The 18,600-nt window shown below is 59.7% G+C and carries 8 protein-coding genes; 5 read left to right on the top strand and 3 right to left on the bottom strand.

What is annotated here, in order from left to right:
• Positions 1 to 95: 95 nt before the first annotated feature.
• From TBK1r_RS08520 to TBK1r_RS08540, 5 genes are all read left to right on the top strand, one after another.
• Positions 96 to 1,397 (top strand): DUF1501 domain-containing protein, encoded by a 1,302-nt coding sequence (locus tag TBK1r_RS08520; RefSeq protein ID WP_145208935.1) that lies wholly within the window; start codon positions 96 to 98, stop codon positions 1,395 to 1,397.
• A 143-nt stretch (positions 1,398 to 1,540) separates the two neighbouring features.
• Positions 1,541 to 3,988, top strand: coding sequence for a pre-peptidase C-terminal domain-containing protein (locus tag TBK1r_RS08525; RefSeq protein ID WP_419581129.1), 2,448 nt, complete (start codon positions 1,541 to 1,543; stop codon positions 3,986 to 3,988).
• A gap of 148 nt (positions 3,989 to 4,136) precedes the next feature.
• A complete protein-coding gene (locus TBK1r_RS08530) occupies positions 4,137 to 6,605 on the top strand; it encodes a DUF1549 domain-containing protein (RefSeq protein WP_145208937.1) in 2,469 nt (822 codons plus the stop codon).
• 339 nt (positions 6,606 to 6,944) lie between these two features.
• Positions 6,945 to 8,942, top strand: a complete 1,998-nt coding sequence (locus tag TBK1r_RS08535; RefSeq protein ID WP_145208939.1) for a c-type cytochrome domain-containing protein — start codon at positions 6,945 to 6,947, stop codon at positions 8,940 to 8,942.
• Positions 8,943 to 9,201: 259 nt separating this feature from the next.
• The gene (locus TBK1r_RS08540) at positions 9,202 to 10,212 is read left to right on the top strand and encodes a PIN/TRAM domain-containing protein (protein ID WP_145208941.1); all 1,011 of its coding nucleotides are present in this window, start codon (positions 9,202 to 9,204) and stop codon (positions 10,210 to 10,212) included.
• Between the two features lie 1,080 nt (positions 10,213 to 11,292).
• Here the strand turns inward: TBK1r_RS08540 and TBK1r_RS08545 are convergent.
• From TBK1r_RS08545 to TBK1r_RS08555, 3 genes are all read right to left on the bottom strand, one after another.
• Complete coding sequence (locus TBK1r_RS08545) at positions 11,293 to 16,395, bottom strand: Ig-like domain-containing protein (RefSeq protein WP_145208943.1); 5,103 nt, start codon at positions 16,393 to 16,395, stop codon at positions 11,293 to 11,295.
• Positions 16,396 to 17,131: 736 nt separating this feature from the next.
• On the bottom strand, positions 17,132 to 17,677 hold the full coding sequence (locus TBK1r_RS08550; protein ID WP_145208945.1) for a DUF6580 family putative transport protein: 546 nt from the start codon (positions 17,675 to 17,677) through the stop codon (positions 17,132 to 17,134).
• 107 nt (positions 17,678 to 17,784) lie between these two features.
• The gene (locus TBK1r_RS08555) at positions 17,785 to 18,564 is read right to left on the bottom strand and encodes a hypothetical protein (protein WP_145208947.1); all 780 of its coding nucleotides are present in this window, start codon (positions 18,562 to 18,564) and stop codon (positions 17,785 to 17,787) included.
• Between the last annotated feature and the right edge of the window lie 36 nt (positions 18,565 to 18,600).

Consider the following 18,600-nt stretch of genomic DNA (forward strand, 5'->3'; position numbering starts at 1 on the left):
GTGAAACCAATGCGATGCGTCACCGATGCATTGGATCGGCCGCATTTCAAGCCGCTGATAGTCACCCACCCATCACTGATTCATGGAGTCGTTCGATGCGTTGCGAAGGAAACCCATTTAGCCGTCGCGGATTCTTGGCCGCTGGTGCTCTCGGAGGGATCGGGCTCTCGTTGCCTGAGTTGCTGATGCGTCAGGCGATGGCCGAGCAAAAGCACTATGATTTTGTCGAAGCCAAAGCGAAGAGCGTGATCCACGTTTATTTGCCTGGTGGAATGGCCCAACAGGAATCATTCGACCCCAAACCGTACAGCCCGTTGGAATACCGCGGCGAGATGCGGACGATCAAAACGAACACGGGTGAAGTGTTCGGCGAAGCGGTGCCGCAGTTGGCCAAACGGGCCGACAAGTTCAGCGTGATCCGCTCGATGACCCACGGTGAAGCGGCCCACGAGCGGGGCACCCACAACATGTTCACCGGGTACAAGCCCAGCCCGGCGCTGCGTTACCCGTCGTTCGGCGCGGTCGTCAGCCACGAATACGGACCGCGAAACAACCTGCCTCCGTACGTGTGCATCCCGAACGTTCCCAATGAATTCGCCGGGACCGGTTATCTGCCGAGCAGCTACGGCGGATTCGCACTCGGCTCGGATCCGGCCCAAAGCGGATTCAAAGTCCGCGATTTGGACTTGGCCGGCGGAGTCGATGCCGACCGATTCATGCGACGTAAAGAAGCGTTGGCAGCTGTCAACAAACAATTTGTTTCGGCCACGGCGGCGGACAACGTGGGAGCGATGAACACGTTCTACGAGCGAGCCTACAGTCTGTTGGACACCCCGGCGGCCAAAGAAGCGTTCGACATCGACAAAGAAGACGCCAAGGTTCGCGACCGCTACGGCCGTAACCAAGCCGGACAGCGGTTGCTGATGGCCCGTCGTCTGGTCGAAGCCGGCACACGGTTGGTCACGCTGACCTACGGCGGCTGGGACATGCACAGCAACATCACCAACGGCTTCAAGAGTCAAATGCCCGCGCTCGACACGGCATTGGCAGCCCTGTTCGACGACTTGACCGATCGCGGCATGATGGACGAGACCTTGGTGATGGTCAGCAGCGAATTCGGCCGAACCCCCAAGATCAACAACGACGCCGGACGTGACCACTGGCCCAAGGTGTTCAGTGTCTTGATGGCTGGCGGCGGGATCAAGGGCGGCATGATCTACGGTGCCTCTGATTCGACCGCAGCCGAACCGGAAGACAACCCTGTCTCACCGGCCGACTTGGCCACCACGATGTACCGCTTGCTCGGCATCGTTGCGGACAAAGAATTGATGGCGCCCGGTGATCGACCGATCGAAATCGTCGACGGCGGAAAGCTGATCGAACCCTTGATGGTTTAGACGAAAACACGCTTGCAGCGCGTGGCGAGAGTTTCCAGCTTGCGCCACGCGTCTGAAAGCGAACGTGACCATTGCCATTGCCACCAAACGCTTGAAAGATCGGGCGTTCGAATCCTGCCTGTTCCACAATCGTTTACGAATCGATGATGAAACAACAAACAGCTCTCCGGCCGCACGCTGCGGCATGGGTGGGCGCGTTCCTGATCGGAACGATGCTGATCCAAAACGCATCCGCGACACTCCCTGCCGTCACCAGCTTGGAACCGCGCGGCGTCGTCCGCGGTGAAGAATCGGTCGTCACCTTCAAAGGCACACGCCTGAGTGACGCCTCCGAAGTCCTCTGCGACTTGCCCGGCATCGAGATCTTAGAAGTCAAAGCGGTCAGCAACAGTGCGACGGAAGTTAAACTTCGCGCAGCTGCGGACCTGACGCCGGGCTTGTATCCGATCCGGTTGGTCACCAAGAGCGGGATTGCCAACCTTCGCCTGCTGGGCGTCGGTGCGATGCCCGTCGTTGCCGAAGTCGAACCGAACAACGATTTCGCCGCACCGCAGGTGATCGAGTTGAATTCGACGATCGACGGCGTGGTCAAACGCGAAGACATCGACCACTACCAGGTCGAGTTGAAAGCCGGCCAGACGCTGAACGTCGAAATCGAAGGCATTCGAATCGCCAACTCACTGCGCAACCAAAACATCCTCGATCCCTACATCGCGATCCTGGACGAAGGCCGATTCGAAGTCGCCTCCAGTGACGACTCCTCGCTGTTCCAACAGGACGGTTTGTGTAGCTTCACCGCTCCCGCCGACGGCAAGTATTCCATCCTGGTCCGCGATAGTTCCTTCCTGGGCAGCGATTTGGGTGGATACCGGCTTCATGTCGGCACCTACCCGCGACCGGTCGCAGTGATCCCGGCCGGCGGCCCGCCGTCGACCGTCTTGGATGCCAAGTTGATCCTGTCCGACGGCAGCGAACGGTCGGCCAAGATTCCGCTTCCCAGCGAAAACTATCCACAATGGGGCGTGACGACCGAAGACGAAAATGGAGTCACCCCGTCGCCGAACTGGATTCGCGTCAACGAGCTGCCCGTCGCGATGGAACAAGAACCCAATGATGATCGCCGATCCGCTCCCGTGGTTCCGGTTCCCGGTGCCTATTGTGGTGTGATCGAGAAACCCGAGGACTACGATTGCTTCACCTTTGAAGCCAAAAAGGGCACCAAGTACCGCGTCGAAGTGTTTGCCCGAGACGTCCTGCGTTCACCCTTGGACGCCGTGCTGAACGTGTTCGATCCGAAGCACGCGACGATCACGTCCAGCGACGACAGCCGCGGAAAGATTGATCCGTTTCTCGAATTTGATGCCAAGGTCGACGGCAAACACACCGTTCGAGTTTATGACCACCTTCGTGGCGGCGGACCGACCTACACCTATCGAATCGAAGTCAGCACGCCGACGCCGGCGGTCAACCTGTCGCTCAAGGAACTCCGTCGTGACGAGGCTCATGTCGTCGCGGTTCCGATCGGCGGAAGCGTCGGCATGGTCGTCTCGGCCGCCCGCGACCGATACAACGGCGAAGTCAATCTGTCCTTCGAAGGACTTCCCAAAGGCGTCACGGCGACGACGTTCCCGATGCCGGCCGGACGCCCCGAGGTCCCGGTCTTGCTGACCGCGGCCCCGGACGCCACGCACAACGCCTCGCTGTACACGATCTTTGCCAAAGGCGACGACAAGAACCCGTTGGTCGGCGGCAAGCTTTCGCAACACCACAAACTGGTGCTGGGACAAAACCGCCGCGAGATGTGGGGATACGATACCGAACGCGCCGCGATGGCCGTGACCGATGAAGTTCCCTTCACCATCGAAGTCGTGCAACCGAAGACGCCGATCGTGCGGAGCGGCAGCAAGAACCTGAAGGTACGGATTAACAAGAAAGAAGGCTTCGACGACGCCGTCTCCATCCGCACCCTCTACAACCCGCCGGGTATCTCGATCAACAACAGTCGCTCGATCGCCAAGGGCAAAACCGAAGTCGACATTCCAATCACCGCCAACACCGGTGCCGGAATCGGAACCTGGCCGATCATCTTCGTGGCCTCCTACAATACCAAAACGGGTCCCGCCCAAACGGCCACGCCACCGATCATGTTGGAAGTGGAAAACTCGATCTTCAAGTACACGTTCCCCAAGTCGGCCGGCGAACTGGGAACTGAAGTCAGCGTTACGATTCCAATCGAAATCCTGCGTGAATACCCTGGGGAAGCCGAGGTGGAACTGGTCGGAATCCCGGCCGGAGTGACCAGCCCCGCCGCCACCCAGCCGGTCACCCCGGAATCGGAAAGTGTGACGTTCCCGCTGGTCATCGACGCGAAGGCGAAGGTTGGCACCCACCGGACACTCAATTGCATCGCCCGCGTCAAAGTCGGTGACGAAACGATCGTCCAGACCAACGGTTCAGGTGAGCTGCGGATCGATAAACCACTGCCGTCGAAAGTCGATGCCCCAAAACCGGCCGCTCCGAAACCGGCCGCCAAAGCACCCGCCAAGCCCAAGCCGCTCAGCCGCTTGGAACAGCTTCGGCAAAAGAAATAAACCAGCGACGAGGGCACCCGCCGCATCCGCGGGTGCTTTCGTTTTGACACCACCACAGTTTTGGTTCCGAATGGTCCACGCCATTCGGTGACTCACCTCGACAGAACCCCGGTTCAGATCGAGTGTCCCCCCAAACAGCGTTTTTGACATGAAGACTCGCCCCGTCGCATCCCTGTTGCTCCTCGTTGCACTGGCAATGCCATCCCTCGGCGTGACCCCCGCCGACGAAGCAGCATCCCGCCCTTCGGACTCGCCGCGGAAGCCTGACCTGGCGGTCTACCCGCCTGAAATCAAGCTCAACTCGGCTCGTGACTTCCAGTCCTTCGTCGCCGTGCTGCGACGTGATGACGGAATCACCGAAGACGCCAGTGATCGTGTGATCTGGAAAATCGCCGATGAATCCAAGGTCAAACGAGACGAATTCCAACTGTTGCCGTTGGCCGATGGCACGACCGAATTGATCGCGGAGTATCTCGGCACCGAAGTCCGCATCCCCGTCACGGTCTCCAACTCACAAACCAAACCGCCGATCAGCTTCACCAAAGACGTGATGCCGGTGTTGACGCGGTCCGGATGCAACACCGGTTCGTGTCACGGAGCCGCCCGCGGGAAAGATGGATTCCGAATGAGTCTGTTCGGTTTCGATCCCGATGGCGATTACCTTCGCATCACCCGTGAAATCGGCGTTCGCCGCATCAACCTGGCGATCCCCGAAGAAAGCTTGTTCCTGAAGAAGTCGATCGGCGCGGTTCCGCATACCGGCGGCAAACTGTTCGACACCGATTCGGATTACTACGCCACCGTGCTGGAATGGTTGTCCGATGGGGCACTTGCCGATCCGGCCGACAACAAGCCGCCGACCGTCGATTCCGTCGCGATCTATCCGCAACAAGCGGTCATCGAGGGCGAGGGTTCCACCCAGCGGTTCGTCGCTGTGGCGACCTACAGCGATGGAACCACGCGTGACGTCACGCGATTGGCCGCCTTCACGTCCAACAACTCCGGCACCGCAGCCATCGATGACACCGGCAACGTGACTGCGGGTCGACGCGGAGAAGCCTTTGTGATGGCCCGCTTTGACACACACACCGTGGGCAGCCAAGTGCTCGCCCTGCCGACCGACTTGGACTACACGCCGCCGAAAATCACCGGCAACTACATCGATCAATCGGTCGGCAAGAAGCTCCAACAGCTGCGGATCCTGCCGAGTGGTTTGTGCAGCGACGAAGAGTTCATCCGTCGCGTGACGGTCGACATCACCGGCATGCTGCCGACTGAAGAAGAGTACCGCAACTTCGTCGCCGATCCGGCCGACGACAAACGCGCTGCCCTGATCGATCGATTGCTCGAACGAAAGGAGTTCAGCGAAATCTGGGCGATGAAGTTTGCTCAGCTGTTGATGATCAAGAGCACCAACCAGGTCAGCTACAAGTCGGCCTTCTTGTATGCGAACTGGTTGACCGACAAGTTCGCCAAGAATGTCCCGATCGATCAGATGGTGCGCGACCTGCTGACCAGCACCGGTGGAACGTTCACCTCGCCGGCGACCAACTTCTATGAGATCGAGCGTGACACCCTGAAGACCGCCGAGAACGTGGCGCAGGTGTTCATGGGGATTCGCACCCAATGTGCCCAGTGTCACAACCATCCGTTCGACCGCTGGACGATGGACGATTACTACGGGTTCGCGTCCTTCTTCTCGCAGATCGGCCGCAAGAACGCCGAGGACTATCGCGAGAAAATCGTCTACAACCGAGGCGGTGGCGAAGTCAATCACTTGGTGACGAAGAAACCCGTCCCGCCGAAGTTCCTCGGCGGTGAAGCACCCGATACGCGTGGGAAAGATCGCCGCGCGGTGGTAGCCGAGTGGCTGACCAGCCCCGATAACCCGTTCTTCGCCAAGTCGATCGCCAACCGTGTTTGGGCCCACTACATGGGCGTCGGACTGGTGGACGAAGTCGATGACATCCGCGTCAGCAATCCGCCCAGCAACCCCGAGTTGTTTGAACTGTTGGGCGAAAAACTGGTCGAATACGACTTTGATTTCCGTCGACTCGTGCGTGACATCTGCAACAGCCAAGCCTACCAGCGCAGCTGTGAAACGAACGAAACCAACGCCCACGACAATCGCAATTACGCCCACGCGAACATCCGTCGGATTCCCGCGGAAAGCTTGTTGGACTGCATTTGCCAAGTCACCGAGGCGCCGGACAAGTTCACCGGATTGCCGATCGGAGCACGTGCGGTGCAAATCGCCGACGGCAAAACGAGCAATTACTTCCTAACCACCTTCGGTCGCGCCCCACGCGCAACGGTGTGTGAGTGTGAAGCCTCGACCGATCCTTCGCTCTCTCAGGCACTGCACTTGCTCAATGGCAGCAGCGTCAGCAGCAAGGTCGCTCAGGGAAACAAGATCAAGCGATGGATGGAGACGGAGAAGCTGACCGAGGAACAGGTGATCGACCGGATCTATGTTCGCTGCCTGTCGCGCAGCCCTTCAGCGGCTGAGCTGGCCGATTTGAAAGCCACCGTCGATAAGGCGGAAAACAAGACGGCCGCCTTGGAAGACATCTTCTGGGCCGTGCTCAACAGCCGCGAGTTTGTATTCAACCACTAGTATTCCGCCGCAGCTTGGTTCTCGGATAGACGGTAGTGGACGAGGCGACGAGTCCTTGCCAATCTGCCGACTACAGAGGACTCGTCGCCTCGTCCACTACCCGAAAGTCGCCTCGTCCACTACCCGAGAATTGAGCTTCGATAGACGACTAGGAACTTGCGAAGGTTTTGACGACCTTCGTGACGACAAGAACGCTGAGCCGTACCAGGATGAGTCCTGGACGACAGCGATAAATTACGCGTCGCCCCTCGGGCGACGCTGATTAAACTGGATCGAGTACCGAATTCGACGCGGGCCTAAGCCCCAGGCCCCCTCTCCCCCGCCTTACCCTCTCCCGCCATGTCTGTTCGATCTGCATTAGTTCGTTTCGCTGCGTTCTCGACCCTGTCGGCTGTATCCGTTTGCCAAGCGGCAGACGCGGCTCCGAAGAAAGTCACCTACGAAGACGACGTCAAACCGATCTTTCGACAGTACTGCCTGAACTGTCACCAGCAGAGCGACAAAAAGGGTGGACTGGCACTGGACACGTTCGGCTCGGTCGTCGAAGGCGGCGGCAGTGGCGAAGTCGTTTTCGACGATGGTGATGCCGAGAGCAGCCGTCTGTGGCAACTGGTCAACCACGACGACACGCCCGTGATGCCGCCCAAGCAAGACAAGCTGCCGGCAGACAAGTTGGCGATCATTCGAGCCTGGATTGAAGGCGGGATTCTGGAGAACTCCGGATCCAAAGCCAAAAAAATGAAGTCGAACGCGCTGGCCTTTGTCGCTCCCACCGGCGGCAAGCCCGACGGCCCCGTCGCGATGCCCGAAACGCTGCCGTTGGAAACCCCGGTCGTCACCTCGCGAGCCGCCGCGGTGACCGCGATCGCGGCCAGTCCCTGGGCTCCGCTGGTCGCCGTCGCCGGCCAAAACCAAATCGTGATGTATCACAGCGACACCGCGGAACTGCTGGGTATTCTGCCGTTCCCCGAAGGCGTCGCTCAGGAGCTGCGTTTCAGCGGTGATGGTTCGTACCTGATCGCCGGCGGCGGCGAACACTCCGTGCTCGGACTCGTTGCGATCTATGACGTCAAAACCGGCGAACGTGTCGCGACCGTCGGCGACGAATTGGATATCGTGTTCGGTGCCGACGCCAACGACACCCTGTCGCGCGTCGCGATGGGCGGACCGCAAAAGATGCTGCGGATCTTTGACGTCAGCAGCGGCGAAAAACTGTTCGACATCAAGAAACACACCGATTGGATCTACGCCGTCGCCTACAGCCCCGATGGAGTGCTGCTGGCCTCCGGAGACCGCTCGGGCGGGCTGATCGTTTGGGAAGCCGAAACGGGTCGCCAGTACCTGGATCTTGCCGGTCACAAAGGCGGCATCACCTCACTCGCCTGGCGCGATGATTCCAACGTCTTGGCCAGTGCCAGTGAGGACGGGACGGTCAAGCTGTGGGACATGGTCTCCGGCAAGGCGATCAAATCGATCAACGCCCACGGCGGCGGTGTCACGGCGGTCCGGTTCGACCACCAAGCCCAATTGGCCACCGCCGGCCGGGACAATCGGGCCAAATTGTGGGATGCAGCCGGCAAGGAACTGAAGTCGTTCAGCCATGCCGGCGAAGACATGCTGGAAGTCGCCATCACCCACGACGGAAAACGTCTGATCTATGGGGATTGGGCCGGATCCGTGTTCAACACTCCGGTCGAAACCCCCGATGCCATGGTCCGCTTGGCAGCCAACCCCGAACCGGCCGCCAAACGGGTTGAAGCCGTCAAAACGACCCTGGTTTCCATCCAACAGAAACTGACTCCGGCGAAAGCGAATCTGGACCAGGCCAATGCTGCGGTGACGGCTGCTAAGAAGTCGCTGGCGGAATTGGATCAAAAGGTCGCCGCGCTGAAGAAACAGGCCGCCGAAAGTACAGCTGCCGCCAAAACGGCTGAACAAACGTCTGCAACTTTCGACCAACAGCTGCCGACGCTGACCACCGCCGTTCGCGATCTTCAAGACGAAGTGACGGCGCTGCGTGTGGCATTGAAAGCCGACCCCTCCAAGATGATCGCGGTCGCGGAATCGGAAGAGAAACTGGCGGCGAAATTGACCGACATGGCCAAGCAACGCCGAAACCGGATCGCCCTGATCGATGTCATCAAGACGCACCAGCAAACCGCGGCGGCCCGTCAGGCCGAAGCGGATAAACTGCTGGCCACCCGCGGGGAGCTGCAAAAGAAGCTTGAACAGGCCCAATCGCTCGCTCAAGCGGCGCAGAAAGCCCACGACGAGATCGCCGCGGTCGCCTCGAAGATCCAATCGAAGATGGATCGATTGCTGGCCGAGATCAAATAGCGAAGGTGGGGCAAGATTCTTGCTTGCCCTGGGGATCTGTTTGCATCCGGCAGCCGGACGAGGGTATCACATTGTGCTAATTCTCCCGTTTCTGGGGGTTTTTGGGGCACTTTCTTGCTGTCATCGGGTTTCGATTTCCGAGTCCCCTTGGGGACTGATCGCTGCGTCATCTAGACTGTGCGTTGGCCGATGGTGCCAGTGCGGCGATAGAGATTTCCCAAACCGATCCAAAACATTGATCCCGTGACCAGCTAGTCTTATGGAATTGATCATCCTTCGATGCGTTTTCTTACTTTGCGCCGGCGGGGTGTCGTGGATCATCAACACGGCGTTGCCGAGTGACGCAGACATCAATCCCTACGTCGTCTTTGCCGGCGTGATGGGGATCGCCGTCGTCGCGATCATGGGGGATATCTTTATCCCGCGCAAACGCATCGATTCCATCTCCGCGGTTTACTTCGGAGTGCTGATCGGAATTTTGCTCAGCTATATCTTGTGGATCGCGATCGCGCCGCTGTTTGCCCAGTCTTTGCTGGTCGGCAACGCGGTGAAACTGATCATGGGGATGCTGTTGTGTTACGTCTGTGTCAGCATTCTGATCCAAACCAAAGACGATTTTCGCTTCCTGATTCCCTATGTCGAATTTGTCCGGGAAGTCAAAGGCTTTAAACCACTGGTGCTGGACACCAGCGTGGTGATCGATGGCCGAATCGCGGATTTGGTCAATACCGGCGTTTTTGACAACCAATTGATCATGCCGCGTTTCGCCCTCAGCGAGTTACAGGCGATCGCCGATAGCAGCGATAAACTTCGACGCGTCCGTGGACGCCGCGGATTAGACGTGCTGAACCGGATGCGGGCCGATGACAACGTCGACCTGATGATCTTTGACCGCGACCTGCCGGAATTAGCCGGCCAAACGGTCGACCTGAAACTCGTCCTGTTGGCCAAACACCTCGAAGGCAAGGTGGTGACCGGAGACTTCAATCTGAACAAGGTCGCCAAACTGCACAACGTCCCGGTCATCAACCTGAACGAGATCAGCAATTCGCTGCGTCCGGTTTATCTTCCCGACGAGTCGTTCAACGTCAAAATCATCAAGCCGGGTGAAGGCGCCGAGCAGGGCATCGGTTACTTGGACGACGGGACCATGGTGGTGGTCGAAGGAGCCCGCAACCGAATCGGCCAGGAGCTCGAAGTGCGTGTGACGAGCACGCTGCAGACCAACGCCGGCAAAATGATTTTTGCCAAGTTCGACGCTCGCGGCTGATCTCAGACGGAGTGCGATTGGTTAGCGGCAGGGCGCGAGCCCTCCGGTCCGTCAACGTGTTGACAAACCGAGACCGGACGGCTCGCGCCGTTCCGCTAACACCATCCCTTTCTTCTAGCGGTAGGCCGCGAGCCCTCCGGTCCCTCTGGCTTCGCGCTGCGACCCTGACGGGGTCGAGGGGATTGTGGGACGGGCTTCCCGGAGGTGGCGATGCGCTGACCTCCGGCTACTCGCTGGCATCCCTCCGGAATGTCGATTGTATTACTGAGCGACTTTAGGGCAGGCACCGCTCTGCGGTGCACACCGCAGAGCGGTGCCACAACAAAGCCCGGAGTCGCGAAGCGCACTCCGGGTAGGGGCGCAGAGGACAGGGGAACCCCAGCGGGGTTCAACAAACGGCGCGGCACAATCCGGGGTGCGCAAACGGCGGCGTGAATCGGGCGAACCGTGTTGCTCTGTTCAACCCCGTTGGGGTTGGCGGCCTGTTGGCGACCGTATCTTGGGGTGCGCGGGCGCGACCCCAAGCTTTGATGTGGCACGCCGCTGGCGTGCGGGCCGCAGGAGCGGTTGCCGCTCGCGAGTCGTTCCCACAATGCGGTACGGCGAGAAACTCGTCAGTAATACAATCGACATCCCTCCGGGATGCTGGAACCGCTGTCGCTCTCCTGCGACAACAATCCGTGCATCGATTGTTAGCGGTAGGGCGCGAGCCCTCCGGTCCGTCAACGTGTTTACGAACGGAGACCGGACGGCTCGCGCCGTTCCGCTAACACCATCCCTTTCTTCTAGCGGTAGGGCGCGAGCCCTCCGGTCCGTCAACGTGTTTACGAACCGAGACCGGACGGCTCGCGCCGTTCCGCTAACACCATCTCTTTTTTCTAGCGGTAGGGCGCGAGCCCTCCGGTGTTTCAGGAACGATGAGGGACCGGAGGGCTTGCGCCCTGCCGCTAACACCTCGTCAAACGCAGGGAATAAATGCTTCACTGCGGTGCCCAAAGGGTGTCGCATTGAACGCGAAAGGGGACGCAGCACCGAAATGCTGCGTCCCCTTTGATCGTGATCCGAGCAGGACGAGGTGTCCTACGCTAACTCGCTTTGGTCATCGGCTAGCAAGGCGAGCAGGTCGTCGTCTTCGTCGTCGGCATCGGCGAAGGTCAACGCGACCGATTGGCTCGTCGCTTGCGTCTCGTCGGAATCAGCGACGCTCACCAATTTGGCTTGCAGACTGAGGTCGGCGAAGGCTTCGTCACGCGACGCCGGGTCAGTGGCGGCAACGTTTGAGGCGAGTTGGTCGCTGACCACGGCTTCGCCTTCACCCGTTTGGGCGGCGATCAACGCCAGATGGTTGATCACCCTCAAGGCATCCAGGGCGGTCGTCTTCATGTCACCATTAACGTCGGTGTACATCCCCAGTCGCTGGGCTTCCCCTTCACCTTCGCGGGCCAGGGCGTTGATGACCGTCAGGGCGTCCGAGGGAGTCACAAAGCCGTCGTTATTGACGTCTTCAGGCATCGCCTGGTTCTGCAACGCACTGGCAGCTCGCACGGTCACATTCAGCGCGTGGTAGCGGATTTGCGAGACGTCGACCGGCTCATCGCGGTCACGCAGCAAGGTGTCTTGGAACGGCGATGAATCGGCCGGGCTGCCAATCACTTGCGTGACGGTATCTTGGAACACGGTTCCGGCGGTGAAGAAGACCGTTGCCATCAAGTTCGGCTCGGCCACTCCTCCGCCTTCGGCCACGTTTTGCAGCAGCAAGGAGCCGAATTCATCGATGATTCCGCGACGAGCCGCGGTGCCGACGCCGGTGCTGGCGTTGAAATCACCGTCAAATGCGACTCGGAAATCGTAACGGCCGCCGCCCGCAGCCGGCGCCGGATTGATGATTCCGGTGTCGTACAGCATGTCCAGGTAGGCGGCAAAGACGAACGTGTTGCCTTGGAATTCCGTTCTCAGGTCCTCCACGAAGACCTGCACGCCGAAGGTCTGTCCCGACGCGACCGACGTGATCGAATTGCCGAACTCATCGACCAAGCCGAAGGAGATATCGACGATGTCGTCGTTGGCCGCATCACCGATCGCCATCGTGACTTCTGCGATGCTTCGCACGCCATCGCTGGAGACGATCACGTAGGTGAAACTGTCAAACCCGTTGGCGTTGACATCGGCGAAGTAGTCGATCGTATCATCGCTGAAATCGGTCGGCGTGCCGTTTCGGTTGACGACGGCAGTTCCCAGCGACGGGGCGGTCACAATCCCGAATTCCTGAAGCGTGCCCGTGGGACCGAACAGGTCATTGTCGAGGACGTCGAGTGTATTGGGCAGCACGCTCTGCACGATACGGTTGCCGACCGAGTCGAAACCATCGACGAAGGCATCATCGATCGCACTGGCAAAGTTGTCACTGGCCGGGAAGATCGTCAGTTCGGTACGACCGAGACGTTGTTGAGCCGGCGTCAACGCCACGTCTTCGCCGACCAGGATCGTTTCGGCGACCGGGCTGTCAGCGGGATCGGCGGCGAACAGCGCGACCCCCGGGGAAATCCCGGTCATGGTCAGCGTGAACAATTCGGCCGGATCGGTGTGCTGAATCAGATTGCCGTCGCCGGGAATCGGCTGGACCGCACCGACATCGTTGATCAAACCGGGCACGATGGCGTCTCCCAGTTTGAAACCACCGCCTTGGAAATTTTCACCGAAGGTGATGTCAAATCCGAATGAATCGGTGCTGATCGTGTCGTTGGTCGAAACCAGCTCGTCGGTGTAGAGCAGATCCAAGAACGCCGAGGCCACGCCTTCGGGGCTGAAGTTCGGATTGTTCAGCTCTTCGACGAACACGCGGACGTAGAACGGTTGTCCGACTTGGACGCTGGAGATCGGTTTGTTATTGACGACGTCGAAGATTCCGATCGTGAAGTCGACCAAGTCATCGTTGAGCGCGCCGGGTTGCGAATTGACGGTGACCTGAGCCGTACTGATCGATCCGTTGGCATCTTCAATGCTGTAGGTGAACTGTTCGGTTCCGGCGAATCCGGGTTGCGGTGTGTACCGAATCGTCTGGCCGCCGCCTTCCAACGTCACTTGGCCACCCTGGTCACCCGCCGTCACGCTGGTGATCGAGATGCCGCCGAAGATACTCGGCACGTCGTTGTCCAACACGTTCAATGCCCGGTTGGCCGAACCCTGGGGAATGTCGAAGGTGTCATCCACCGCGATCGGCACGTTGGACCGGAAGTTGACATTGACGACCACCGTGGCGGTGTACTGCGTGCCGGTCTGGTCGACCACCACGTATTGGAACACGTCACGTCCGGTGAAACCGTTGGGCGGCGTGTATGAGATCGCACGCCCGTTTTCGATGATCGAAACGACTCCGCGTGTCCCCACCGTACCGGTGGTGTTGGTCGAGATGATTCTCAGTTGGGTGACGCTGGTTTCGAAATCGTTGGCCAGCACATCCAGCCGGTTCGAAAGCGAGTTTCTCGAGACGGTGAAGTTGTCGTCGTTGGCGACAGCCGCCTGCTGCAGGATGTCGAACTGGTAATCCTCCACTTCACCCGAATCGGCTTCCCCGCCGACACCCAGACCGGCAGTCGGACTGTAGCGGAATCGAGCAAAGGTCGATCCGACCACCGCGTCGGTGGGCACGTTCACGGTCAGCGTCGAAGTACCGGCGGCAAGTTGAAGGTCCTTGAACACCTGCTCCGAAGCGTCGAAGACACCGTTGGCGTTGAAGTCGATCCAGCCTTGCAGGAAGGCCGCGCTGCCGGTGGTATTACGCGTCGTGACGGACAAGCTCGCTGTGCCACCCGGTCCCAACGGCGACAACAGCAGCACGCCGTCTTCATCGTCGATGTTGTTCAGATCGTCGCCGAGTGCGGACGTGGTCGGGATGCCATCGGTCTCCCGATCGACCAATGCACCAAGCCCCAAGGCCGTGCTGATGCCGTGGCTGGGGCCATTGGCAGCGACGGTCGTTTGATACGTATCCGGGGCATCACCGTAGTCGCGTGACGGCAGGTTCCCGAAGTTGTAATTGTCTGTCAATCCAATTCCATTGAAATTGACAACATGCTCGCCGCCGGACGGGAAGGTTTGCACGAAACCTGGTCCAACAACTTCCCGAATCGTATAAGTGCCTGGGCCGGGGAAATTGATGGAATAACGACCATTGGCATCGGTGATGGCGGACGGTTCACCGATGTCCGGGCTGTCGTCACCGTCCAAGTCCAGGTAGATGTAGACCCCTTCGATCCCAGACTCGGTGGAGTCAAAGACTCCGTTGCCGTTGGTGTCGGCGAACTTGGTCCCGGTGATATCGGAAATCACCTTGGTGAATCCGAAATCGATGCCGCTGTCACCGCCGGAAGCGAACCGCGTGGTCGGCAGGCTGGCGGCAAATTGCGGCGGTGTCACCGCCAGCACGTTGTACGTCGTGCCCGCCGCAACATTTAAGGAATACAAGCCGTTGCCATCGGACACGGCCACGGGCTCGGTCGGATCGATAAAGCCGTTCTGAATGATATCGGCAAACACGGTGACGCCGGGCAGTCCCGGGTCGCCGGTCCCGCGTCCGTCGCGGTTGAGGTCGTTGAAGACGCGTCCGGTGATGCCGGTCCCTACGGTGCCGGTCGAAAGGCTGTAGGCCAACGCATTGGCCGTGTCTTGGAACCCAAACAAGCCTTCGTTGAGATCAAAACGATCGATCGAGAAATTTGGGATGGTGTCGTCGTCCGTTCCAAAAATCCCGTCAAAACCGACGCCCATTCCAAACTCATCGCGGCGGGGCCCGACCCCGTCGATGATCGAGCCGACGGCGTTGGTTCCATCGGTGTGACGCAGACCGAACGTGTGCCCGGCCTCGTGTGATACCGTCCACGCCATCGAGCGGGCGACGGCATCCAGCACGCTCTTGCTGTTATCGATTGGGAACTGAGTTGCAGCGGCAAGGAAGAAGTCGATCGGCAGGATCGAGTTCTCGCTCATGTCAAAGTTGCCGATGTCCAGCGACTGGGCGATGCCCAAAATGCCGTCGATCCCCGCATCCGCGATCGTGCCGCCGATGAACAGACGCGTCACCAACGGATCGTCCAGCGCTGGCTCGGGGTACAGCCCCAACGCGGCGTCGCGGCTGTTGAGAATTCGGATTCCGAAGTCACCCGGATTGCCGGTGCTGTTGTAGTCGCCGTTTTGTCCGTCGGTGATGACGGAATAGAAGTCGCTGTGAACCAGATTGACCGTCTTGTCGATCAACTCGTTGTATACCGCCTCAGAAGTGTTTTGCAGCCCCAACGCGGCCATGTTCTCGCGGAGTGACGAGAATCGAATGATCCCGAACGGGTTGGTGCTGCCCGGGAACAGCGTGCTCGGATAGAAGCCGCCTTCGAAATCCAGGTAGATGGTTTGCTGGGCACCGATCGGCAAGCTCTCCGAGATCGGTCGATAGACACGCAGCCCCACGGTGTAGTTGACCGAGGTGGTCGATGGCGCAACGAGCAAATAATAGGTACCGTCATGGGGCACGACCTGGGCCCCCACCGCGTTGCCGGACGTCATCAGCGGAGACGGATCGGGGTGGATCAACCCCTGATTGGAATCGGTCCCGAACCAGAACGCACCGTTGGTCGCCCGCGGATTGTACGTCGTGCCGAACTGCGATGGACCGTACAGGACCGTCAGGTTCGCCCCCGCACCGACCACGGCGATGTCCAGAATGTCACCCGCTCGCAGGTTGAACGCGTAGGTGTCGAGGTCCGCGTTGACGTTCCCCTGCCCACTGATCGTCACCGGCAGGCTGCCGTTGATGTCGATCGTGTCCTCCTCACCAGGCCCCGTCCCCAACGGAAGGAACTGGGCGCTGAATCGCGAATCGTTCACGCCCTGCTGGTTGGCCGTTTCCGCCTCGTTGACCACAAACGCCGGCACGGTTCCGATGTTCCGCGGATTCGACGGTGCAAACAAATCCGTGTCGATCGGAGCGTTGCTGCTGCCCGCACTGCTGACGGCGGCGAGCAGTTTCCGGCTCTCTAACCCCTCCATCAACAATCGCCGACGCTGTCGGCGCTGACCCCCACGGCTTCGTCGCGTCTTTCTTTGTTTCCGCGAAGAATCGACGTTCATGTCGCTCATCTCGTTGTTAGAAGCGTTGGGACTAAGAATTTCCGATTCAGTTCGTTGGATCATCGAGGGTCTCTACCAAACGTGCCGGCCTCTAGGGCCTTGACGAAAAGCGGCGGTGTCGCGGGTCGGTCGTACAAGTTGCGGGTTCTGCAGAGTGTAATTCTGAGACGCCCGGCTATCCATTTAATTCCATTTTCTCATCGATCGCGGCCGTAACTGTTCGCATGGATTGCCGTAGCGCGGGAATTCGCTCGTTCGTATGCATCGGACGAACGCTGCCCCAAGCGTTGCTAATCACCAAGGGCTCGCCCAACCAGGAAGATGGGAAAAATGCGAAGTATGAGGCGATTGGATAAGGAATGGCTGCGATTCTAGTTGGGCCGATAACCGTGTCAACGAATCGTGGCTCTCTGACGCCGCTTGTTTGGGAAGAGTTCCGACCAAAACCGGTATTATCGGTCAAAAGCGGTCCCGAAATCGACCTTCGGCGGATTCTAAGCCCGCCAAAATCGGGCGTTTCCGCACAGAAATCGGCCCGTCAGGCGGACTTCCTTGGGGGAATCGCAGGTTGCCTGGCGAGAAAGCGCACGCGCGAGGCCGTGGCCACCGCTTGGATATCGGGCAATACCGCTAAGTGAAGCGTCGTTTGCTCGGGTCGGGTCGGGCCCCGTAGCCTCGCGCCAAACGACTGAGATTCGTTCGATATCAGCCGGTTCGCGCCAGCGTCCGGGCGCCCATCAATATCGATTTAGCGGTATTGCCCCAGTGACAAGATCTGATCCTGAGTGACCGCCCAGCGCTAAGCCGCTTGGGCTGCCGCGGGGGCGGGGACTGACCGCTTCACACCGGACAGCTCATAAGCACCGAACATCACACCGGCAAACAGCAGGTCGCCGGCTGCGGTGTAACCATAAAACGGAATCGCGTTGGTAAAACACGCCACCAACCCTTCCACGCTGGCGGGATACCAAGGCCCCAGCCAAACCCCTAGGTTGCTGACGACAAAGAACACCGTGGAGGCGGCGAATGCCCCGATCGGAAGTCTCCGCCAATTCACACCGCTGGCGTCCGCGTGGGCTCGGACAAGTCGCCCCAGTGGAACCGACAACGTGACCCCGACGTAGGTCGCTGCCATCACCATCGGGTTGTAGAATCCCATGCCGGGAATCCCCATCAAATGGGAAACCGCATCGCTGATCAACAGGGCTGCGGCCGGGACCAGATAGGCCTTGCGTCCGGCGAAATAACAACCCGCGAACAACCCAAGTGCCCCCAGACAGGCGAAGTTGGGCGGGTGCGGCAGAAAACGAGTCGCGGCGATGGCGAGGGTCAGCAAGTAGATCATTTTTTACCGATCGGTAGGAGAGACTTGACTCCCACCCTTTTTAGCGACTTGCCAACCATTTCGAAAGTCCCAACCGCCGCGGACGCGGCCAACGATTTTTTTCGCCGCTACTGCAAAATGGCGGTCGCCACGCCGACCGCAGTTGCCTGCGAAACGACGGCCTTGCGTTGATACGGCGGCCGCTGCTTGAGCGCGGGAACACAGGACCCGGCGCGGTAGTAACCCAGGCTGTACTGGCACTCCGACGGCGGCGCGATCGCGGTCAGGTAGGGCAGCGAGACGGCCTGGGCCAAGAACCGTCCACCGCTCACAAACGGCTGAAGGCAGGGGTAACGCTGGTGGCCGTGGCGTTCCAACATCCGGTCCTCAAAGTAGAGCGGATGGGAAAACGTATTGGGGGCGGCCCAGTGGCGGGCGGTCCATTGCCATGGCAATCCACGATCGATTCCAGACTCGGGCAACGGGATCAGCGGAACGGTTTCTCCTTGACGAAACCCGAGTGGAACTTCGCCGTTGCCAATTTCCGTCGTGTCGGTCGTCAGGGCCGCGATCGGCGGCAGCACCAGCTTGCCATCGGCCAGTTGCGTTTGGCGATCCGAGAACAGGGAACGATTGGCATCCTCAGCGACAGGCACGGTGGCGTCGTTGGTGCGTGGCGCGGCGTCGGCTTGCGCCGTATCCGCCGCAGCGTCAACGGCTTCGTCGGCCTGGCCATCGCCCTGGACCAATGCCGCAAACGTCAGCGGTGTCTCCGCCAAGTACGACGGCAAGTCGCTCTGCACCGGGTCCGCTGCGAACACCGAGGTCGCGGGGGCGACCGTGGCAAGCGCAAGGCACGCCGTGATCTTCGCCATTTGCACTAACTTGCTCGTTTGATTCCAAAACATCGTTTTTCTCGCATGCTCCGTTTGGACGGACAATCA

Origin of the sequence: Stieleria magnilauensis, assembly GCA_007753675.1 — a bacterium.
Taxonomy (GTDB): Bacteria; Planctomycetota; Planctomycetia; order Pirellulales; family Pirellulaceae; genus Stieleria; species Stieleria magnilauensis.